This window comes from Aeromonas piscicola, from assembly GCF_000820005.1.
Lineage (GTDB): Bacteria > Pseudomonadota > Gammaproteobacteria > Enterobacterales > Aeromonadaceae > Aeromonas > Aeromonas piscicola.
In genome coordinates this window covers 77,085-96,653 of record NZ_CDBL01000052.1, presented here as the reverse complement: position 1 = coordinate 96,653, position 19,569 = coordinate 77,085, and the positions used below count along the sequence as shown (strand labels likewise).

The 19,569-nt window shown below is 61.7% G+C and carries 20 protein-coding genes; 12 read left to right on the top strand and 8 right to left on the bottom strand.

The genetic code is table 11. The features are described from left to right. Window positions 1-51: 51 nt before the first annotated feature. Complete coding sequence (locus tag BN1128_RS11080; protein WP_042868659.1) at window positions 52-1,329, top strand: cation:proton antiporter; 1,278 nt, start codon at window positions 52-54, stop codon at window positions 1,327-1,329. Between the two features lie 471 nt (window positions 1,330-1,800). Next, on the top strand, window positions 1,801-1,977 hold the full coding sequence (locus tag BN1128_RS25370; protein ID WP_098980954.1) for a hypothetical protein: 177 nt from the start codon (window positions 1,801-1,803) through the stop codon (window positions 1,975-1,977). 145 nt (window positions 1,978-2,122) lie between these two features. Here BN1128_RS25370 and BN1128_RS11075 read toward each other — a convergent pair whose 3' ends face one another. Further along, window positions 2,123-2,644, bottom strand: coding sequence for a GNAT family N-acetyltransferase (locus BN1128_RS11075; protein WP_042868657.1), 522 nt, complete (start codon window positions 2,642-2,644; stop codon window positions 2,123-2,125). A gap of 117 nt (window positions 2,645-2,761) precedes the next feature. Then, the gene (locus BN1128_RS11070) at window positions 2,762-3,583 is read right to left on the bottom strand and encodes an HDOD domain-containing protein (RefSeq protein ID WP_042868655.1); all 822 of its coding nucleotides are present in this window, start codon (window positions 3,581-3,583) and stop codon (window positions 2,762-2,764) included. Between the two features lie 174 nt (window positions 3,584-3,757). Between BN1128_RS11070 and BN1128_RS11065 the strand changes: the two genes are divergently transcribed. Next, a complete protein-coding gene (locus tag BN1128_RS11065; RefSeq protein WP_042868653.1) occupies window positions 3,758-4,021 on the top strand; it encodes a hypothetical protein in 264 nt (87 codons plus the stop codon). Between the two features lie 107 nt (window positions 4,022-4,128). Next, window positions 4,129-4,974, top strand: coding sequence for a KPN_02809 family neutral zinc metallopeptidase (gene ypfJ, locus BN1128_RS11060; RefSeq protein WP_042868651.1), 846 nt, complete (start codon window positions 4,129-4,131; stop codon window positions 4,972-4,974). A 63-nt stretch (window positions 4,975-5,037) separates the two neighbouring features. Here the strand turns inward: ypfJ and aphA are convergent, their stop codons facing one another. Beyond that, window positions 5,038-5,748 carry an acid phosphatase AphA gene (gene aphA, locus BN1128_RS11055; protein ID WP_042868650.1) on the bottom strand — a complete coding sequence of 237 codons (711 nt, stop codon included), beginning with the start codon at window positions 5,746-5,748 and terminating at the stop codon, window positions 5,038-5,040. Between the two features lie 293 nt (window positions 5,749-6,041). Between aphA and BN1128_RS11050 the strand changes: the two genes are divergently transcribed. From BN1128_RS11050 to BN1128_RS11030, 5 genes are read left to right on the top strand one after another with little or no spacing between them, the layout of a single operon-like run. Continuing rightward, window positions 6,042-7,265, top strand: coding sequence for a PAS domain-containing protein (locus BN1128_RS11050; RefSeq protein WP_042868649.1), 1,224 nt, complete (start codon window positions 6,042-6,044; stop codon window positions 7,263-7,265). A gap of 15 nt (window positions 7,266-7,280) precedes the next feature. Further along, the gene (locus BN1128_RS11045; protein WP_156140276.1) at window positions 7,281-7,652 is read left to right on the top strand and encodes an STAS domain-containing protein; all 372 of its coding nucleotides are present in this window, start codon (window positions 7,281-7,283) and stop codon (window positions 7,650-7,652) included. A gap of 5 nt (window positions 7,653-7,657) precedes the next feature. Beyond that, window positions 7,658-8,722 (top strand): ATP-binding SpoIIE family protein phosphatase, encoded by a 1,065-nt coding sequence (locus tag BN1128_RS11040; protein ID WP_042868647.1) that lies wholly within the window; start codon window positions 7,658-7,660, stop codon window positions 8,720-8,722. Next, window positions 8,723-11,389 (top strand): response regulator, encoded by a 2,667-nt coding sequence (locus BN1128_RS11035; RefSeq protein ID WP_042868646.1) that lies wholly within the window; start codon window positions 8,723-8,725, stop codon window positions 11,387-11,389. Continuing rightward, on the top strand, window positions 11,328-12,530 hold the full coding sequence (locus BN1128_RS11030; protein WP_156140210.1) for an HD-GYP domain-containing protein: 1,203 nt from the start codon (window positions 11,328-11,330) through the stop codon (window positions 12,528-12,530). The genes BN1128_RS11035 and BN1128_RS11030 overlap by 62 nt, the downstream gene beginning before the upstream one ends. Here BN1128_RS11030 and BN1128_RS11025 read toward each other — a convergent pair. Continuing rightward, on the bottom strand, window positions 12,527-13,210 hold the full coding sequence (locus BN1128_RS11025) for a Dph6-related ATP pyrophosphatase (RefSeq protein WP_042868644.1): 684 nt from the start codon (window positions 13,208-13,210) through the stop codon (window positions 12,527-12,529). The genes BN1128_RS11030 and BN1128_RS11025 overlap by 4 nt on opposite strands. Before the next feature lie 248 nt (window positions 13,211-13,458). On the opposite strand from BN1128_RS11025, the gene BN1128_RS11020 reads away from it, so the two are divergent. The 3 genes from BN1128_RS11020 (at window position 13,459) to BN1128_RS11010 (ending at window position 16,001) form a co-directional block, all read left to right on the top strand. Next, window positions 13,459-14,775, top strand: a complete 1,317-nt coding sequence (locus BN1128_RS11020) for an MFS transporter (RefSeq protein ID WP_042868643.1) — start codon at window positions 13,459-13,461, stop codon at window positions 14,773-14,775. 144 nt (window positions 14,776-14,919) lie between these two features. Beyond that, entirely contained in the window at window positions 14,920-15,636 is a 717-nt protein-coding gene (locus BN1128_RS11015) for a MarC family NAAT transporter (RefSeq protein WP_042868641.1), read from the top strand. Between the two features lie 161 nt (window positions 15,637-15,797). Beyond that, window positions 15,798-16,001: a hypothetical protein gene (locus tag BN1128_RS11010; RefSeq protein WP_042868639.1), complete on the top strand. Its 204-nt coding sequence runs from the start codon at window positions 15,798-15,800 to the stop codon at window positions 15,999-16,001. Window positions 16,002-16,132: 131 nt separating this feature from the next. On the opposite strand, the gene tldD is transcribed toward BN1128_RS11010, so the two are convergent. The 4 genes from tldD to BN1128_RS10990 form a co-directional block, all read right to left on the bottom strand. Beyond that, window positions 16,133-17,581, bottom strand: a complete 1,449-nt coding sequence (gene tldD / locus BN1128_RS11005) for a metalloprotease TldD (protein ID WP_042868637.1) — start codon at window positions 17,579-17,581, stop codon at window positions 16,133-16,135. Window positions 17,582-17,788: 207 nt separating this feature from the next. Next, window positions 17,789-18,607, bottom strand: a complete 819-nt coding sequence (locus tag BN1128_RS11000; protein WP_042868635.1) for a carbon-nitrogen hydrolase family protein — start codon at window positions 18,605-18,607, stop codon at window positions 17,789-17,791. Window positions 18,608-18,626: 19 nt separating this feature from the next. Further along, window positions 18,627-19,211: a nucleotidyltransferase domain-containing protein gene (locus BN1128_RS10995; RefSeq protein ID WP_042869340.1), complete on the bottom strand. Its 585-nt coding sequence runs from the start codon at window positions 19,209-19,211 to the stop codon at window positions 18,627-18,629. Further along, window positions 19,211-19,543 (bottom strand): Dabb family protein, encoded by a 333-nt coding sequence (locus tag BN1128_RS10990; RefSeq protein ID WP_042868633.1) that lies wholly within the window; start codon window positions 19,541-19,543, stop codon window positions 19,211-19,213. The genes BN1128_RS10995 and BN1128_RS10990 overlap by 1 nt, the downstream gene beginning before the upstream one ends. Window positions 19,544-19,569 lie beyond the last annotated feature (26 nt).

Sequence of the window (19,569 nt, the reverse complement as noted above, 5' to 3'; positions counted from 1 at the left end):
CCGTCCTCAATATGGATACGTGCTTGCTGTTTACAAAAGAGAAAAATAACTATGAGCGTCTACTACACACTCTGCTTCCTGGCAGCGTTGGCGATCTTCATCGCCTTTGCCAATCAGTATGTTGTGAAGATCCAGACCACCATCGCCATCACAGCCGGATCCATGCTGATCTCCGCGCTGCTGGTGCTGTTCGGTAAGCTGGGCTGGTTCAATCTCGAACCCCTGGCCGTCAAAACCATGGAGAGCATAGACTTCCAGAACTTCCTGCTGAAGGGGATCTTGGGCTTCCTGCTGTTCGCCGGTGGTCTCGGCATCAATCTGAAGGCATTGCGTAGCCAGAAGTGGGAGATCACCATTCTCTCCATAGTGGCAACCCTGCTCTCCACCTTCATCATCGGCTACGGCTTCTGGTTCATCGCCAAACTGCTGGGCTGGGAACTGCCGCTGGTCTACTGCATGTTGTTCGGGGCCCTGATCTCCCCTACCGACCCCATAGCCGTGCTGGCCATCGTCAAGAAGATGAAGGCGCCACCCCAGATCGCCATCCAGATCGAAGGGGAATCCCTGTTCAACGACGGTGTCGGTCTGGTGATCTTCGCCACCGTGTTTGCCGTCGCCTTTGGCGGAGTGGAACCCACCTTCGGCAGCGTGGCCGGCCTGTTCCTGCATGAAGCCCTCGGCGGCATACTGTTCGGCGCCGTGCTGGGCCTCATCGCCCACGTGATGATCAGCGCCACCGATGACGGTTCTCTCGAGCTGCTGCTGACCCTGTGCATCCCGACCGCCGGCTTTGCGCTGGCCAACATGGTCGGCGTCTCCGGCGCCCTGGCCATGGTGGTCACCGGCATCATGATCGGCAACTGGACGCGCCACTCGGGCTTCTCCGAGCAGAGCAGCCATCACCTGGATCACTTCTGGGAGTTGATGGACCAGTTCCTCAACGCCCTGCTGTTCCTGCTGATCGGTCTGGCGCTGGTGTTGCTGGAGCTCGCCTGGCAAGACTGGATCCTGCTGGTCATCGCGGTTCCCCTCTGTCTGGCCGCCCGCTTCATCAGCGTGTCACTGCCCTACATGGCCTTCCGCCGCTATCGCAGCTACAACAAGTTCTCGGTGCGGATCCTCACCTGGGGTGGTCTGCGCGGTGGTCTGGCCATGGCCATGGCGCTGGCGTTGCCCTCTGGCGTCATGATGCTGCCGGAACACGGCGTCGATCTGCGGGAAGTGATCCTGGTGATGACCTACTCGGTGGTGATGTTTTCCATCGTGGTGCAGGGCATGACCATCACCCCTATGATCACCGCCGCCAAGAAGGCCAGCGGCGACTACTGAGTCACCCGCTGACCCCGGTTGGCACCATGCAAAAGGGCTCCCGACGGGAGCCCTTTTTGTGGCTGGCAATACTGGAAAAAACGGATTTGAGACAAAATCACCAAATAATTGTTTGCTTTTTATTCATATCGAGGAGAGAATGCGCGCCGGCTAGTTAATCAGCCCTGTTTATGTTTACCCTGCAATGCTTCACCTCACGATGAATCCTGTCAGTATCCGCATAACCTTCTTCTGATTTACTCGCCTCGAGAACCGTCAGGCTGTCTGCCTGCGTTGCCCGGCTCTCACGGCGCAGACCCGTTCTGCCCACCCACTTTGATTTATGCATCAGCATATTCCTTGACAGTGCAGACGCCCGTGACTTGGGCTGGGTATTCCTGCGCGCTTGTCGACCCTGGCGGTTGACCGCGCCCATTAACCTGAAATTTGCAAAAACAAGGAGCAAACACTTAATTTATATAGAGAAATACCATGATGAAAGCCATACATACACACAAGCCCCTGCGTCGCAGCAAACCCATCAACCTGCCTCCACAAGAGCAGGATTCCGATGCGTTCCTGATCCAGTTCAGCACCCGCTTCAGCGGCGGTTTCGCCATCTCCTGTGATGGTATCGCTGGCGAGTTCTCCATCGAAGACCTCAACTGATCCTGCCTGCCAACCGGCAGCGCCCGATGCAGACAGGCCGCAACTCACGGCGGCCTCTTTGTTTCACCTCTTGGACTTATTCTCCTGCACCAGCGCTACTCGCAGCGCCTTCCATCACAGAGTGTCAGCCTCGCCGTTGCAGGCTTCAGACCGGGCAGGTTTGAGTTCCGACCGCCTCCAGCAGCAGACACTCATCAGCATCCTCGCTCAGCTTGACCAGACGACTGCGCACCAGCCCCAGCTTGGCCAGCAGTGATACCGATCGCTTATTGCCCGGCGTGACGATGGCGATGACCCGCACAATCCCCAGCCTTTCCCGTCCATCCTGCAGCGCCGCCTGCGCCGCTTCTATGCCGTAACCCTGACCCCGATAGGCGGGCAGGAAGGCGTAGCCTATGTCTTCGCAGGGCAAGGTATCGCGCTTGATAAGGCCGCAGATGCCGAGCTTGGCCTCATCGCTCCTGCGCGCGACCAGATAGAGGCCGTGGCCATGGCGGCCATAGCTGACTGCAGGCCCCTGCTGGATGTAGTTTTCGGCGTCGAGCAGGGTACGTATGCCGCGATCACCGATATAACGGTGAAAGTCGCTGTCGTTGAGCAATTCGAGAATGAAGGGGGCATCGGCTGTGGTCAGTTCGCGCAGCTGCAGGCGCTCGGAGAGGATCATGGCAAGGACTCTTTCAGCAAAAACAGGCCCTCAAGACTGCCCCTGCTCCGCCTCGTTGGCAAGGCAAACTCCATGAAAAAGGGCCGCAGTGCGACCCCGATAACAGGATGAGCAGGCTCAGGCCGCCAGCAGACCCGCATAGCCATTACCCTGCTCGCGCAAGGCCATGAACACGGCGGCGCAATCCGGCCATGGCAGGCCAAGTCGCTCGGCCACTTGAGTGGGCCACTCGGGTGGCGCCTCCTCCCCTACATCCGACTGCGCCGCCAGCACTATGCCCAAGTGGATAAGCGCAGCCTCGTCAGAGAACTCTTTGGCCAGCAAAGGGTTGTAGTGATACTCCACCGCATGGCAGATGCTGAGGGGAAATTGCCAGCGCCTGGCCATCTCGGCCCCTGTCTGAGCATAATTGAAGCCGACCACCAGCTCCTCGGCCTTGGCGCGCCCCTTGCTGGGCTCCAGATCCTTGATGTGGTTCACCATGTTCTCCGGCAACCCCACATGCATGATGAGCCGCCCCATGTCGAAGAGCAGAGCGCAGGTGAACACCTCCTCCCCCTTCATGCCCTTGAGCTTGGCGAGCCGTCTTGCCAGCTCGGCCACGTCGAACACCTTGCCCCAGAAATGCTTGAGGTCGATGCCGGGCACTGCATTGATGGAACCTGTCAGGCCGCAGGCCAGCACCATGTTGCGCACCACATCGACCCCGAGTCGCACGACAGCCTCGTTGACGGTGCCGACTTGGCGACTGCCGCCAAACTTGGCGGAATTGGCCAGCCGCAGCAGCTTGGCCGAAATGACGGGATCCTTGTTGATCTTCTTGGCGATCAACAGGATATCCGGTTCCTTCTCACTAAAGGTCTGCACCAGATCGCGCATGACTTCGGGCACATTGGGCAGATTCTGGGGCTTGGATAACAGCGAGTCTATGGTGGGCATCTTGATATCCGTCCATGCAATTTTATGATGGTTTTCGTTTGCCGACAGCAAACCCACAGTAAGTATGGGTAACAAAAAGCGACCTCGCAGAAATGTTTTTATCGAAATATTTCAATGTGTTAATGCCATCATGGCTATACTGGCACCCTTTATGACATGACGAGGAAGTTGAGCATGAGCGAACCCACCGAGTTCTTTGACGAACAGACCCTGCTGGAAATGGTCGACAACCAGCTGATCGATGGTCACCCGTTGCAGGTCAAGGCGACCCTGATGCGGCTGGTGATGAAGGGCACCCCACGGGAAGAGGCCCTGCAATACATCGCCTGTGCCCTCGGTGCCGAGCTGATGGCGATGGAGACGGAACAGGGTCCCTTCAACCTTGAGCGTTACGCCCAGTTTCTGGACTCCCTGCCCGAGATGCCCTGGGCCGAATAAACGCGCTTGCCAGCCGATTGCGGCCCTGCCGCTGGCCTGGCCCCGTTAGGCAAGCCGCCCCGCCAGCCATTATCATTACTGCCATTGCACATGAGGGGAGCAAGATTATGCGCTGGCAGAATCGCCGTGAGAGCAACAATGTTGAAGATAGGCGCCAGCAGGGCGGCGGTGGCGGGCTTCCCATCGGCGGCAAGGGGCGCCAGATCCTGCTGGTGGTGGTCATGGTGGCCGGTTATTACGGCTTGGATCTCTCCCCGCTGCTCAGTGGATCGGCCCCCCAGAGCCAGACTCAGCGTCAGGAGGTGTCTCAACCGGCCAAGGATCCTCTGGCCAAGTTCACCTCAGTGATGCTGGCCTCCACCGAAGATGCCTGGGCAGAGATCTTCCAGCAGAGCGGCAACCCCTATCAGGCCCCCAAACTGGTGCTCTATCGCGGCGCAACCCGCACCGGCTGCGGTCAGGGCCAGTCGGTGATGGGTCCCTTCTACTGCCCGGCGGATCGCACCGTCTATATAGACCTCTCCTTCTATCAGGAGATGCGCGACAAGCTGGGAGCCGACGGCGACTTCGCCCAGGGTTATGTGGTGGCGCACGAGGTGGGTCACCACGTGCAGAACCTGCTCGGCATAGAGCACAAAATGCGCCAGCAACAGCAGGGACTGAGCCGGGCTGAGCAGAACAAGCTGTCGGTCAAGCTGGAGCTGCAGGCCGACTGTTTCGCCGGTGTCTGGGGTCACTACATGGAGCGGGAACAGGTGCTGGAGCATGGCGATCTGGAAGAGGCACTCAACGCCGCCCAGGCCATAGGTGACGATCGCCTGCAACAGCAGAGCCAGGGCCGGGCGATCCCGGACAGCTTCACCCACGGCAGCTCGGCCCAGCGTTACACCTGGTTCAAGCGCGGCTTTGACAGCGGCAAACCCGCCAGCTGCAATACCTTCGCCGCCCGCTAGACGCCCGGAAAAAGGGCCGGCTCCTGACAGAAGCCGGCCCTTTTGCCAACCGCCAGACGGCGATCAGAACTGGGAGTCGACTATCACCTCTTCGCCCAAAGCGCCCGCCAGCGGCAGTGGCCGGTAGGTGGAGTTGGCTGCCCGCAGCAGGCGTATGCCGCGCACACCCACGGCCTGCGCCGCCTTGATATCCCCGTCCGCATCGCCGTAGAAGATCTTCATCTGTTTATCCTTGAGCCACTGCACCTTGGTGTTCTGACCCGGTTGATCGCCGGCGAAGATCACCGGATTGAGCCGATCGGCCGGGATCCCCATAGTCTGCTGCAGCGTCCGGCTCACCGTCTCGGTCCTGGTCGCCGAGCGACCCGTGACGAAATAGATGTGATCGCCGCGCTTGAGGTGCAGGGCGATCAGCGCCTTGCCCACCTCTTTCGGCACACTGAACGCATCCCAGCCGTTGTTCATTTTCTCCCAGAAGGCGGGATTCTTGAGGTAGCTCTCGTCGCTGGGCGAGAACTCCTGCTTGCCGCGATAGAAGCCCGGGCTGGAGAAGAGCAGGGTATCGTCGATGTCGAAGCCCACCGCCATCGGCGGCAAGCCATCCAGACTGGTGGCAATCTGCGTCACTGACACCCAGTGAATGGGCGCCTGCCGGGCCAGAGTCACAGTCGTGACACCGGTCGGGCTGGTCACGGCCTGATCGGCCATGGCGGGCAGGCTGAGGGTCGCGGCGAGCAGGGAGGCTAGCAGGGCAAGACGGGGGAAAGCGGGCATGGTATGACTCGTGGCGTGAACGAAACCGGGTGCCAATCCTGCCCCATGCGGTCGACCGAAACCGTGAAACAGGCCACAAAACGGAACCAGGTGACTCGCTCCAACCGGCGTTTTCCACGCGGGATGAACGCCAGGCGCCGCGTAAATTTAGCCTCACCCGAGCGATCGTCGCATCTGCCCGCCACCAGCCCCTCTTGACCCTTAATTCCGGCCTAAAGAGCCCGAGTGAGCTATAACTGCTTAACATCCTTTATTGATATCAACATCAACGACATTCTCTCACTGGAGATGCCATGGACGCACACACCTCTGCTCACTCCACCAAGACTGGCTCAGCATCATCCCCTCATCAGGCCCAGATGGACGCCATCGACAAGGTGCTGGCGCGGCTCGAACTCTCCCCCGACGGACAGATTCTGGACGCCAACCCGCGCTTTCTCACCCTCATGGGCTATTCGCTGGACGAACTCAAGGGCCAGCACCACGAAGTGCTGCTCTCACGGGACGAGGCGCAATCCCCATCCTATACCACCTTCTGGGAGGCCCTGCGCAACGGCCAGCCACAGGAGGGGGAGTTTCACCGGCGGGACAAGCAGGGGCGCGATGTGTGGACCCTGGGCACCTGCAGCCCGATGCAGGATGCACAGGGCAAGCTGACCCGGATCATCGAATACACCATGGATCTGACCGAACAAAAGCAGCTCAACGCAAACTTCGAGGGCCAGATCAATGCCCTGAGCCGGGTCATGGGCAAGGTGGAGTTCTCGCTGGATGGCACCATTCTGGATGCCAACACGCGTTTTCTCGACATAGTGGGCTACCAGCTGGAGGAGCTGAAAGGCCAGCACCACAGGTTGCTGGTCGACCCGGATTACGCCCAGTCGCCCGATTATCGCGCCTTCTGGGAGACATTGCGCCGCGGCGAGTACCTGGCTGGCGAGTTCTGCCGGCTCGGCAAGCAGGGCGAGGAGGTCTGGATCCAGGGCTCCTACAATCCGGTGCTGGATCTGAACGGCAAGCCCAGCAAGATCGTCAAGTTTGCCACCAACATCACGGCCCAGGTGGAGCAGCACCGTCAGCTCAAGCGAGCCATGGAGGAGGCGGAAGAGGCCGCCAGGGTACGCGAGGAGCTGCACAAGTCGTTGCAGGAGATGTCGACACCGGTCACCCCCATCTGGGACGGCATCCTGCTGTTGCCACTGGTGGGAATCATCGACTCCATGCGCACCGCCGACGTGATGAACAAGTCGCTCACCAAGATTGCCGAAACCCGGGCCCGGGTCTTCGTGCTGGACATAGCCGGCGTTGCCACCGTGGATACCGGGGTCGCCAACCAGCTGATCAAGATCACCAAGGCGACCCAGTTCATGGGGTGCGAGGCCATCATTTCAGGGGTCTCTCCCGCCATCGCCCGCACCATGGTTGAGCTGGGGGTCTCGGTCGGCGATATCCGCACCACGGCGACTCTGAGGGATGCCTTCGAAATTGCCCTCAAGCGGGTCGGCTCCACCCTTTAGGAGACGAGCATGACCATGCAGCTCAACAACGATCTGGGCATAGCCGACGTGGCTGACTGCATCGTGGTCAGCATGCGTCCCGATCTCGGTGACGACGGCATGCAACTGCTGATGCAGACCCTCTCCCAGCGGCTGGTACAGGGCCGTCAACGCGCCGTGCTGCTCGACTTCTCCGGCGTCATGCTGCTCGATCACCACGAATTCAGACAGGTGTGCAAGCTGGCCGACGTGTGCCGCCTGCTCGGCGCCATCTGCCTGCTGGTTGGGCTCAATGCCGGGATCGCCGCCTTTCTGGCGCTGGCCGAGGCGCAGCCGGGACAGCTGCGCTGCTTCATCGACATGGACGATGCCTTCGCCCATGTCCATCGCCTCAAGGCCGAGGAGTGAATCCCATGCAACTGGAACAGACAGCGCAGGAAGCCAGGTATCCGTTGCGCCACGACATCGACCTGCACCTGACGGTGATGGCGGTGCGTCGCCTCCCCTTCATCGCCAGCCTGTCCGAGGTAGACCGCACCATGCTCTCCACCGTGGTCTCCGAACTTGGCAGCAATATCCTGAAATACGCCAAGCAGGGGGAGATCACCCTGGCTCTCCATCACCCCAAGGGACGCCCCTGCATCGACATCATCGCCCGTGACAAGGGGCCCGGCATCCCGGATGTGCACCAGGCCATGCAGGATCACTACAGCACCTCGGGCACACTTGGGCTGGGGCTGCCCGGCGTGCGGCGCATGATGTCCGAAGTCACCATCAGCACATCGCCCGAAGGGGGCACCCAGGTACAGGCCCGCAAGTGGCTCGGGCCGGCGCCCTTGATGACGCGCGTCACTCTGCCCCCTACGGTGTCGAACACCCGCGCGCTGACTCTGGTGTGGGCCAGCGAGAACCGGCCCTGCTATCCGGAGCGGGTCTCGGGCGACTTGGCGTTTATTCGCCCCGGCCCCGACGGGGTCTCGTTGGTGCTGATCGATGTGAGCGGTCACGGCGCCTCGGCCAACAAGCTGGTGCAGACCCTGGAGGAGGCACTGCACAACAGCCAGGAGCAGGAGCCCGCCCGTCTGCTGCAACTGCTCCATCAGCACTGCATCGGCACCCGGGGAGCCGCCGCCGGCGTGGCGCTGATCAATGGCGAACGCGGCGAGCTGAGCTATGCCGGCATCGGCAATACCCGCATCTGCCTGCGTGGCCACGAGCCCTGGCGCGGCATCTCACGCGACGGCGTGCTGGGGGAGCGTTTCCCCACCCCCTTGCTGCAGCGTCAACCCATAGTGCCGGGGGATGTGGTGATGCTCTACTCGGATGGCATCAGCGAATCACTCAACCTGCGCGACGGCGCGCTGGATCTGGGGGCGGCTCCCGCTATCCTGGCTCGCCAGGTCATAGCCCACAGCGGCCGCAGTACGGACGATGCGAGCTGCATAGTGTTGCGGGTAAAAACGGATGAGGAAGGCTAGATGCAACAGCTGATAGGCGACATCCGGCTCTCCGGCCCGGCGGCGGCCCTCACCGCCAGACGCAAGGTGATCCAGGTACTCACCTGCATCGACAAGAGCCCCACCTTCGTGGCGCCGCTGGCGGGGGCCACCTCGGAGCTGGTGCGCCAGCTGGCGGCGACGACCGGCTGGCTGCAACTGCAGTTGTGGCTGGAGAGCAAGACGCAGGAGCTCTGGCTCTCTCTGGCCGCCGATGAACCGCTGCAACCCGGTTCACCCGGTGCCACCCATGGCACCATACGGCTGGTATCTCACTCGGACAGTGCCATCGCCCTGGTCTGCCACCTGCCCCGCTGGCCGGATGACAGCATGCTGCAACAGATGCAACAGCAATTCGCCGAGCCGACCCGGGAAGAGCTATTCGCCGTGATGCAGACCAAGAATCAGGAGCTGGAACAAGCCTATGAACTGGCAGAGAGCGCGACCCGGGCCAAGAGCGACTTTCTCGCCAACATGAGCCACGAGATCCGCACCCCCATGAACGCCATCCTCGGCATGGCCCACCTCGCCCTGCAAACCCGGCTCGACCCGCAGCAGTTCGACTACGTGGGCAAGATCCAGCGCTCCGCCCAGCACCTGCTCGGCATCATCAACGACATCCTCGACTTCTCCAAGATCGAGGCCGGCAAGCTGGATCTGGAGCGGATCGAATTCGATCTCGACCATGTGCTGGAAAACCTGGCGACCCTGGTGGGCGAGAAGGCCGAAGCCAAGGGCATAGAGTTGCTGTTCGAGGTCGACCACCAGCTCGACACCCTGCTCTATGGCGATCCGCTGCGCCTCGGCCAGATCCTGATCAACTATGCCAACAACGCGGTCAAGTTCACCGAGCAGGGCGAGATCCTGGTCAAAGTCAGCTGCCTGGAGAAGCTGCCGCAGGAGGTGCTGCTGCACTGCTCTGTGCAGGACACGGGGATCGGCATGAGCCAGGAACAGCAGCAGCGGCTGTTCCAGTCCTTCCAGCAGGCGGACAGCTCCACCACCCGCAAGTACGGCGGCACCGGCCTCGGCCTCGCCATCTCCCGCAAGCTGGCGGAACTGATGGGGGGCGATGTGGGGGTGCAGAGTGAACCGGGCCAGGGCAGCACCTTCTGGTTTACCGCCCGGCTTGGCCGGGGCAGGTACAGATCCCGCTACCTGCCCAGCCTGGATTTGCGCGGCCGCCGCATGCTGGTGGCCGACGACAGCGCCAGCGCCCGCACCATACTGGCCGCCCTGCTGAGCAGCATGAGCTTCGTGGTGGACACCGCAGAGTCTGGCCAGCAAGCACTGCAGATGATCGCCAGCGCCGAGCAGGAGGGGAGAGCCTATGAGGTAGTGCTGCTGGATTGGCACATGCCGGGGCAGGATGGCATAGAGACGGGTCGCCGCCTCATCGCCCGTGGCTTCACCCAGCGCCCTTACCGGGTCATGGTGACGGGTTACGGACGGGAGGAGGTATTTCGCGAGGCGGAGGCCGCCGGATTTGACCGGGTACTGGTCAAGCCGGTGTGCGCCTCAGTGCTGTTTGATACCGTCATAGGTCTGTTTGGCCAGCAAGCCACGACGGTCGCCTTCAAGCCACAACAACCGGCCCACAGCTACCGCTTCGACGGGCTCAGGATCCTGCTGGCGGAAGATAACGAGCTGAACCAGCAGGTAGCACGGGAGCTGCTGCGAGCGGTCGGGGCCGAGGTCAACATAGCCGCCAATGGCGCCATCGCCCTGAAGATGGCGGAGCAAGCGCGCTACGACCTGATCCTGATGGACATGCAGATGCCGGTGATGGACGGGCTGGCCGCCACCCGGCTACTTCGCCTGCAGGAGCATGATGGGCATCACATCCCGATCCTGGCGATGACGGCCAACGTCATGGCTGGCGATCGGGAACGCTGCCTGGAGGCTGGCATGGATGATCACATCGCCAAACCCATAGATCCCGCCAAGCTTTATGCTGCCCTGCAACACTGGGCAACCTCCTTCAGCCGTGAAACCGGGGGGCGGGTCAAGGCCTCGGCGACACAGCACGAGGAGCCCTTGCTGGCGCTGCTGCAGGCGCTTGGGCTCAAGGCCGACACCGCCCTGCAACGCCTGATGCACAACTGGGAGTGGTATCGGGATCTGCTGCGCCGCTTCGCCCAGCAGGGCGTTCAACCCATGCAGCATCTGATTGCCGCCCTGCTGAAAAACGACCGAGAAGAAGCGCACCGCCAGGCCCACACCCTCAAAGGCATAGCCGCCACCCTGGGCGCCGACCCGCTGCGGGACATTGCGGCACAGCTGGAGGGTGCAGTCGCCCGGGGAGACGATGTCAGCAGCCTGTTGCCCCTGGCCGAGCAGGGGTTGCAGATGCAGCAGCAACTGACCGATGGGTTGCTCGTCTTGCTGCCAGCCCAGGTCCGCCCGGATCGACCTGAGCTGGCGCAACCGGACATAGCGTCCGTACTGACACGGCTGACCCAATTGCTGCTGGAGGATGATGCCGAGGCATTCACCCTGTTCCAGCACCATCAGGGCAGGCTCACCCCCTTGCTGGAGGAGGCCGCGCCGGCCATAGCCAACGCCATGACCCGGTTCCGCTTCACCGATGCATTGGCACATCTGCAACAAGTCCGGGCCCTCAAGCCCGATCTGTTCAACCAAGAGTAAGGGCACCATCATGCTCAACTTGCTGGATCCCGACACCAAACGCACCCTGCTGGTGGTTGATGACACGCCGGAGAATCTCTCCCTGCTCAGTGCCTTGCTGAGTCCTCACTACAGGGTCAAGGTGGCAATCAGCGGCCAGCGGGCGCTGGAGATACTGTCGGCAGGCACCCGGGTGGATCTGATTTTGCTCGATGTGGTGATGCCCCAGATGGACGGTTATCAGGTGATGCAGGCGCTGCAGGAGATGCCGCAGATGCGGGACATTCCGGTGATCTTCCTGACCGCCAAGGTGGAGGAGAGCGCGGAGGCGCACGGTCTGGCGCTGGGCGCGGTGGACTATATCCACAAGCCGATCACCCCCGCCATCGTGCTGGCCCGTGTCAGAAACCACCTGGAACTGAAAGCCGCGCGGGATCTGCTGCACGACCAGAACGCCTATCTGGAGCAGGAGGTGGAGCGTCGAACCCGGGAGAACGAGCTGATCCAGAACATCACCATCCACTCCCTCGCCTCTCTGGCCGAGACCCGCGACAACGAAACCGGCAACCACATTCTGCGCACCCAGCACTACGTGAGGCTGCTGGCGGAGACCCTGTGCGATCACCCCCGCTTTCGCGCCGAGCTGACCCCCAAGACCATAGAACTGCTGTTCAAATCGGCGCCCCTGCACGACATCGGCAAGGTCGGCGTGCCGGACCGGATACTGCTAAAACCCGGCAAGCTGGATGCAGACGAATTTGCCCAGATGAAGCATCACTCCATCCTCGGCAAGGAGGCCATAGTCCATGCCGAGGAGGCGCTGGGGGTAGAAGTCGAGTTTCTGCGCCTGGCCAAGGAGATCGCCTGTTACCACCACGAGAAGTGGGATGGCACCGGCTATCCCTATGGCCTGATGGGGGACGAGATCCCCCTCTCGGCCCGGCTGATGGCGCTGGCGGATGTGTACGATGCCTTGATCAGCAAGCGCTGCTACAAGGCCGCCATGTCCCACGATGAGGTGGTTCCCATCATATTGGCGGGACGCAGCAGCCACTTCGACCCCGACATCACGGATACCTTCGCCCGCATCCACCCGCAGTTTCACGACATAGCCCTGCGCTACAACGACGACAAGGGCGAGCAGGAGACAAGCGCCGACTAGAGGATGGGGAGATCGGCAGGCAACAGGTCGGTGAAGACGAAGCCGTCCCGCACCACAGTCTCCCCGACCCGTATGGCCAGCGGCCGCAGGAACATGGGGCCATCCCAGGCCAGGGTATGAAACTCGCCATTCTCGCCGCAGGGATCCACACCGGCGGGCAGGGCAGCCAGCAAGGTGGAATTAAACTCGTGGCCGCCCAGACTGGCATCCAGTTTTTTCGGATCCAGGGAGCTGATCCTGGCCTTCAGGCCGGCCGCCATCATCTGCTGCGCCAGCTCGGCCGTGTCGCTGCCCCACAGTGGAAACAGCGGCTCAATGCCCGTTCCCACCAGCTGTTTCTCCCGATAGGCGCGCACATCTTCGAGAAACAGATCGCCAAACGCCATGTGGTGGATCCCCTCTGCCACTACGCCCGCGATGAAGTCGGTCATGATGCGGGCATAATCCTCATTGGTGCAGGGCCAGGGCAGGTCTATGGTGGTCAGCGGCAAGCCAACGCACTCGGCCTGCTGCATCAGCAGCTGCTTGCGCACCCCGTGCATGGCCACCCGCTCGAAGGTCTGATTGAGAGTGGTAAACAGACCCACTACCTCGATGGCCGGATCCTGCCGCAATGTGTGCAGCGCCCAAGCGCTGTCCTTGCCGCTGCTCCAGGAGAGCAACACCTTGGTTTTCTTCATGATTTCTCCAGCTGTCTTGTGCCCGAAAACTAGTTGAGTACCCGGGCATAGTCGTTGTCATTCGCCCCGGAAGCAGGCCCTTGGATATGAACCAGGTTCCCCCGCTTCGCTGCACCAAAAAGCTGCAAGACAGTGTTGCGAATTGTGCGATTTACATACCGGGATGCAACAGCATACCCTCGGTAATGAGCGTGTCCCCTGAAAGGATGGGGAACAATAACTAAAAAAACGATGGGAAACATAAGGATATGACGACAGTCACGCAAGCTTACGACCACAGCCGTCCCCTCAACCGACAGGATTACAAGACCCTGAGCCTGGCCGCCCTCGGCGGCGCCCTCGAATTCTACGACTTTATCATCTTCGTCTTCTTCGCTGTGGTGATCGGCGAGCTGTTCTTCCCGGCCGACATTCCCGAGTGGCTGCGCCAGTTCCAGACCTTCGGCATCTTCGCCGCCGGCTATCTGGCGCGCCCCCTTGGCGGCATCATCATGGCCCACTTCGGCGATCTCATCGGTCGCAAGCGGATGTTTACCCTGAGCATATTGCTGATGGCACTGCCTACCCTGATGATAGGCCTGCTGCCCACCTACGCCGTGCTGGGCATAGGCGCACCGCTGGCCCTGCTGGGTCTGCGCATCCTGCAGGGAGCCGCCATCGGGGGTGAAGTGCCGGGTGCCTGGGTGTTCGTGGCGGAGCACGTCCCCACCCGTCGGGTCGGGCTCGCCTGCGGCACCCTGACCGCCGGGCTGACGGCCGGCATACTGCTGGGTTCCCTCATCGCCACCGCGGTCAACAAGAGTCTGACCCCGGCCGAGGTGAGCGACTGGGGCTGGCGGGTGCCCTTCCTGCTCGGTGGCATCTTCGGCATAGTCGCCATGTACCTGCGCCGCTGGCTGCACGAGACCCCTGTCTTCGCCGAGATGCAGGCCAACAAGGCGCTGGCGGAAGAGCTGCCGCTCAAGACTGTACTGCGCGACCACAAGGGCAGCGTGGTGATCTCCATGCTGCTGACCTGGTTGCTCTCCGCCGGCATAGTCGTGGTGATCCTGATGACCCCCACCTACCTGCAGAAAGTGCATGGCATCAGCCCCGCCGATGCCCTGACCGCCAACTCCCTGGCCATCCTGGCCCTGACCCTGGGCTGCATCGTCTATGGCCGGCTGATCGATGCCCTCGGCAGTGGTCCCACCTTCATGCTGGGATCCCTGTTGCTGGCAGGCGCCAGCTACGCCTTCTACCACGGCCTGGCAGCGGGCACAGAGCAGCTGGTACCGCTATACATGCTGGCGGGCTTCGCGGTCGGGATCGTCGGCGCCGTGCCCTACGTCATGGTCAACGCCTTCCCGGCGGTAGTGCGCTTCTCCGGGTTGTCCTTCTCTTACAACGTCGCCTACGCCATCTTCGGCGGCCTCACCCCCATGCTGGTGACCCTGTGGATGAAGAACGACATGCTGGCCCCCTCCCACTATGTGGTGAGCCTGTCGGCACTGGGCTTTGCCATCGGCCTGCTGCTCTGGCTGCAACAGCGCAACCAGCGACAGACGGCGCCACAAGCCGCCTGAACAACCCGGGAGCCCCGCGGACCTTAGGGGCTTTTTGATACGGCGTATGTTCAGCTTGGCCGACATAAGATAGCCTCCCTCCTGGGCCTGGTGACTGACCGGCCCGGGACTATCCCCTTCCATTTCTGTTATCCGAGGCTCAAGATGTTCTTTCAGGTCGTATTTCTCGCCTTGCTTGCCCTGCTGCCCATGGTCAATCCGCCCACCACGGCCACCCTGCTGCTGGGGCTGAGCAAGGGCATGTCCCGTGAGCACGTGCGCCGCCAGATCAATCTGGCAGCCATCTATCTGTTCTGCACCCTCTGTGTCAGCTTCTTCATCGGCTCCTCCATTCTGGATCTGTTCGGGATCTCCATTCCCGGCCTGCGCCTGGCTGGGGGGCTCATCATCGCCTTCATCGGCTTTCGCATGCTGTTCCCGGCCCCGAGCCAGGCGGCCGGAGTCGATATCAACCAGAGCATCGCCTTCGTACCGCTGACCATGCCCAGCATGTGCGGGCCGGGTACCATGGCGCTGGTGATCAGCGGCGCCGCCCAGATCGCCGAGCTGCCCGACGAGTACAACCGCTTCACCATCTATGCCGCCATGGTGACCGCCTTCGCCCTGATGAGCGCACTCAGCTGGGGCGTGCTCAAGCTGGCGGATCCTGTCTGCAAGATCCTCGGCGCCACCGGCATAGACGCCATGACCCGGATCATGGGCTTCCTGCTGGTGTGCATGGGCATGCAGTTCTGCATCAACGGCATCAAGGAAGTGGCGCAGGATCCCGTGTTCCACGGCGCCCCTGCGGCACAAACGGCACCGGCATTGCCACATGTGTCCGGTGCACTCGAACAATTGGAAAATGCCCGCCAGCCCTGACTGAAAACGGTGTCATAACCGCCGATAATCGTCACTGATCTTGCGCCTGATCATGTTGCTGATACACAGATGAGTTAGTGTGATTTTCGTACAGACTCGATTCAGAGTGTGCTTGATAGGTTTGTGGGTGAAGACACCCACTCACTGCAGGAGATGTGCAAATGGAAAAGATGCTGACCGAGATTGGAAGCTACAGCCTGTTTCATGAATATCTGAATGTGGTCGGTGCAGCCAGCCCCGCCCTGGCCAGGATAAAAACACGGTGGGAGTACAAGCAGAGCGATCGGCTGGTTGCCCAGATCAGGGTCGATCCACAAGGCAATGCTCGCTTCTACATAGACGCCAGAGCCATATCGGTCAACTGACCCAGTCACCCTATCTACCAGCCCCGGCCATGTGCCGGGGCTTTTTGTTGGTTGCCGTCTGCCTGAATGACAAAACCCCGGCAGGAGCCGGGGTTTGATGTTGCAGATACCGCGTCGGGTGACGCGCCAACCTAGGAGGTGCCGCCCACTGTGAGCTGGTCCAGCTTGAGGGTGGGCTGGCCGACCCCGACTGGAATGCTCTGCCCCTCCTTGCCGCAGACGCCGACCCCACGATCGAGCGCAAGATCACGCCCCACCATGGAAACCTGGCTCATGGCCTCGGGACCATTGCCGATCAGGGTCGCACCCTTGATGGGGGTCGTTATCTTGCCATCCTCGATGAGGTAGGCCTCGGAAGCGGAGAAGACGAATTTGCCGGAGGTGATATCCACCTGGCCGCCGCCGAAGTTGGGGGCATAGATGCCCTTCTTCACCGAGGCGATGATCTCCGCTGGATCGTACTGACCCGCCAGCATGTAGGTGTTGGTCATGCGCGGCATCGGCAGGGCGGCGTAGGATTCGCGGCGACCGTTGCCGGTGAGCGGCACCCCCATCAGGCGGGCGTTCTGCTTGTCCTGCAGATAGCCTTTCAGGATCCCGTTTTCGATCAAGACGTTGTAGCCGCCCGGCGTCCCCTCGTCATCTATGCTGACGGAGCCGCGCCGACCCGGCAGGGTGCCATCATCGACTATGGTGCAGTGTTTGGAGGCGACCTGCTCGCCGATGCGACCGGCAAAGGCGGACGAGCCCTTGCGGTTGAAATCCCCCTCCAGACCATGACCCACGGCTTCGTGCAGCAGCACGCCGGGCCAGCCGGCGCCAAGCACCACCGGCATGGTGCCGGCTGGTGCATCGATGGCCTCCATGTTGACCAGCGCCTGACGCACAGCTTCGCGCACATAGCCAAAGGCCCGGCTCTCCAGCCCGTCCAGCTCCAGGAAGTAATCATAGCCACAGCGACCACCGCCGCCGGCACTGCCGCGCTCGCGGCGATCCCCCTTCTCGGCGATGACGGTCACCGACAAACGTACCAGCGGGCGCACATCGGCGGCGAGCGTGCCATCGGTGGCAGCCACCAGTATCTCTTCATAGACGCCGCTGATGGAGGCCATCACCTGATTGATGGCGGGATCCAGGCTGCGGGCAAACTTGTCCATCTGCTCCAGCAGGGCGATCTTCTGGTGCTTGTCGAGGGTCTGCAGGGGATCCATGGCCGGATAGAGCAGGTTGGCCTCGGTACGAGCCCAGGCCTTCACCGTGCCCTGCGCACCGGCAGCGGCAATGCCGCGGGCAGCTGTAACCGATTGTTGCAGCGCCAGCAGGCTCAGTTCATCCGAGTAGGCAAAGCCGGTCTTCTCGCCACTGACGGCGCGAACCCCTACGCCCTGGTCGATGTTGTAGCTGCCATCCTTGACGATGCCGTCTTCCAGCATCCAGGACTCGTGCCAGCTGCGCTGGAAATAGAGGTCGCCGAACTCCACCTGATGGCTCATCAGGCTGCCGAGCAGCTGCTGCAGGCGCCCTTCGTCGAGATCGTGCGGGGCCAACAGGGAGGCACTAACCTGGCTCAATAGACTCAATCTTCTTCTCCACTCTCGTAACGAGATGTTTTAACCGTTTGTCGACTCGCAGGGTCGGTTGGCCGCATGGCGGCATCATCGAATGGCTGCGAATCCAATTGCATAGGGTCTGCATCACGGCCAATCAGGCTTGCCCAATCGACCCGACAACAGCCGGCCCCGGCTTAGTACCGGTCAGCGGCTGCGTTTCAATTCGCCACCATACCGTCAAAGCAGACGGGCGTGGCTCAGCACCGGCATAGTGCGCTTCAATTCATCGACAAGCCCGGCATCCATCTGTGCCAGCACTGTGGCGCGGCCCGTTGGCTGGCAGGCCAGCACCCGGCCCCAGGGGTCGATCACCATGCTGTGGCCCCAGGTCTGACGCCCTGTCTCGTGGGTACCGCCCTGATTGGCGGCCACCACATAGCACTGATTCTCGATGGCGCGGGCCCGCAGCAGCGGTTCCCAGTGCGCCTCGCCGGTCACGGAGGTAAAGGCGGCAGGCACCAGCAGCACGCGTGCTCCGGCCCGGGTCAGCTGGCGGTAAAGCTCGGGAAAGCGCAGATCATAACAGATAGAGAGGCCGAGGGGACCAAAGGGGGAGTCCACCAGTACAAGCTCGCGCCCTGGGCTGAAAGTTTCCGACTCCCGGTAGCGGCCCTGGTTGTCGGCCACGTCCACATCGAACAGGTGGATCTTGTGGTAGTGTCCCTTGAGCTTCCCACTCGGGTCGAACACCAGCGAGCTGGTGTGGATATGCTCAGAACCGGCGATGGTGGTAGGCATTCTTGTCGGCATAGCACCGGCCACCAGCCAGATACCGTAGTGACGGGCCCACTCGGCCAGCTGGGCCTGGATCGGCCCCACACCGATGGCCTCGGCACCGTCCAGATAGCCCTGCCGCTCGCCAAACAGGGCGAAGTTCTCCGGTAGCAGCACCAGCAGCGGACGCTCTTTTGGCAGCGCCGCCAGCTCGGCGTCGATCTGTGCCCGGTTATCCTGCCAGCGACGGCCGGACACCAGCTGTATTGCGGCTAACCACATGACTCTCTCCTTGTCCGCGTTAATCGCGATCCACAACATTCGGGTCTTTATCCATCTCGGCCAACAGCTTGCGAAGATGATGCCTGACCAATCTCCGGTGACCCCGCTCCGCCCATTTGAGGCAATCGAACAACTCCCATACCAGACCATCCCCTTCCGCCATATAGGCGGGAAAGTCCCAATGGCTGGGCGCCGGGCCAGCTACCTCCAGCGCATGAAGAGAGGAGGTCTTATCGAACAGTGGCAAGTAAGGTTTGGCAAGGGGAAACTCAGCCCCCCGATCAAGGATGTGGATCTCGATACTGGACATGTCGAGGAAGATGAACCGCCAGTAAGAACTGCTATCTTCATGACGTCCTTGCCAGCAGTGAAAGATGGGCCGGTCCCCCACGATAGTGCGCACCAGCGCGTCTCCCTGCTTATGGAAGCCCGGCTCGGCCAGCAGCAAGAGATCGACATCAGATACCCGGTCTGCCTTACCCTTGGCGAGCGACCCGACGACCACACCAGCCTCAATGGCGGGATGGGCTGCGCCATGTTCAATAACCGAGTCCAGCAGCGCACGTTGCAGTGGCGGGATGGCAGACCTTCGCTCATCAACCATCATAACGACCTCTCGGCCATCACCTGATCCCCCGCATGCAGCGTGTAATCCAGCACTATGATGCGTTCCAGCACGGGACGAAAGAGCGCCTTGAGGGCATCGTGAGCTGGATGGGGCAGATAGCGCTGGCGGGCCACCTCGTTAGCGAAGGTCATCAGCACGCTGTGGGTAAAGCCTTCGGCACGCCCCTCCGGACTGTCATTTTGGCCCCACTCCACGGCCAGCACGCCGCTGACCTGGTGCGGGATGGCGAGAAATGCCGCTCTAACGGCCGCGATATCATCGGGGCTGGCCTCACCCTTGAAGGTAATCAGCAGAATATGTCGGATCATGGCTCACTCCTTGTGATGGCAAGACC

What these genes read in the sequence shown, in the direction of transcription:
- BN1128_RS10990 (WP_042868633.1), bottom strand. Translation starts at nt 19,543, where the DNA reads ATGATCCGACATATTCTGCTGATTACCTTCAAGGGTGAGGCCAGCCCC.
- BN1128_RS11065 (WP_042868653.1), top strand. Translation starts at nt 3,758, where the DNA reads ATGAGCGAACCCACCGAGTTCTTTGACGAACAGACCCTGCTGGAAATG.
- BN1128_RS11010 (WP_042868639.1), top strand. Translation starts at nt 15,798, where the DNA reads ATGGAAAAGATGCTGACCGAGATTGGAAGCTACAGCCTGTTTCATGAA.
- BN1128_RS10995 (WP_042869340.1), bottom strand. Translation starts at nt 19,211, where the DNA reads ATGGTTGATGAGCGAAGGTCTGCCATCCCGCCACTGCAACGTGCGCTG.
- BN1128_RS11050 (WP_042868649.1), top strand. Translation starts at nt 6,042, where the DNA reads ATGGACGCACACACCTCTGCTCACTCCACCAAGACTGGCTCAGCATCA.
- ypfJ (WP_042868651.1), top strand. Translation starts at nt 4,129, where the DNA reads ATGCGCTGGCAGAATCGCCGTGAGAGCAACAATGTTGAAGATAGGCGC.
- BN1128_RS11045 (WP_156140276.1), top strand. Translation starts at nt 7,281, where the DNA reads ATGCAGCTCAACAACGATCTGGGCATAGCCGACGTGGCTGACTGCATC.
- aphA (WP_042868650.1), bottom strand. Translation starts at nt 5,748, where the DNA reads ATGCCCGCTTTCCCCCGTCTTGCCCTGCTAGCCTCCCTGCTCGCCGCG.
- BN1128_RS11025 (WP_042868644.1), bottom strand. Translation starts at nt 13,210, where the DNA reads ATGAAGAAAACCAAGGTGTTGCTCTCCTGGAGCAGCGGCAAGGACAGC.
- BN1128_RS11040 (WP_042868647.1), top strand. Translation starts at nt 7,658, where the DNA reads ATGCAACTGGAACAGACAGCGCAGGAAGCCAGGTATCCGTTGCGCCAC.
- BN1128_RS11035 (WP_042868646.1), top strand. Translation starts at nt 8,723, where the DNA reads ATGCAACAGCTGATAGGCGACATCCGGCTCTCCGGCCCGGCGGCGGCC.
- BN1128_RS11020 (WP_042868643.1), top strand. Translation starts at nt 13,459, where the DNA reads ATGACGACAGTCACGCAAGCTTACGACCACAGCCGTCCCCTCAACCGA.
- BN1128_RS11080 (WP_042868659.1), top strand. Translation starts at nt 52, where the DNA reads ATGAGCGTCTACTACACACTCTGCTTCCTGGCAGCGTTGGCGATCTTC.
- BN1128_RS11030 (WP_156140210.1), top strand. Translation starts at nt 11,328, where the DNA reads ATGCATTGGCACATCTGCAACAAGTCCGGGCCCTCAAGCCCGATCTGT.
- BN1128_RS11000 (WP_042868635.1), bottom strand. Translation starts at nt 18,607, where the DNA reads ATGTGGTTAGCCGCAATACAGCTGGTGTCCGGCCGTCGCTGGCAGGAT.
- BN1128_RS25370 (WP_098980954.1), top strand. Translation starts at nt 1,801, where the DNA reads ATGATGAAAGCCATACATACACACAAGCCCCTGCGTCGCAGCAAACCC.
- BN1128_RS11015 (WP_042868641.1), top strand. Translation starts at nt 14,920, where the DNA reads ATGTTCTTTCAGGTCGTATTTCTCGCCTTGCTTGCCCTGCTGCCCATG.
- BN1128_RS11070 (WP_042868655.1), bottom strand. Translation starts at nt 3,583, where the DNA reads ATGCCCACCATAGACTCGCTGTTATCCAAGCCCCAGAATCTGCCCAAT.
- BN1128_RS11075 (WP_042868657.1), bottom strand. Translation starts at nt 2,644, where the DNA reads ATGATCCTCTCCGAGCGCCTGCAGCTGCGCGAACTGACCACAGCCGAT.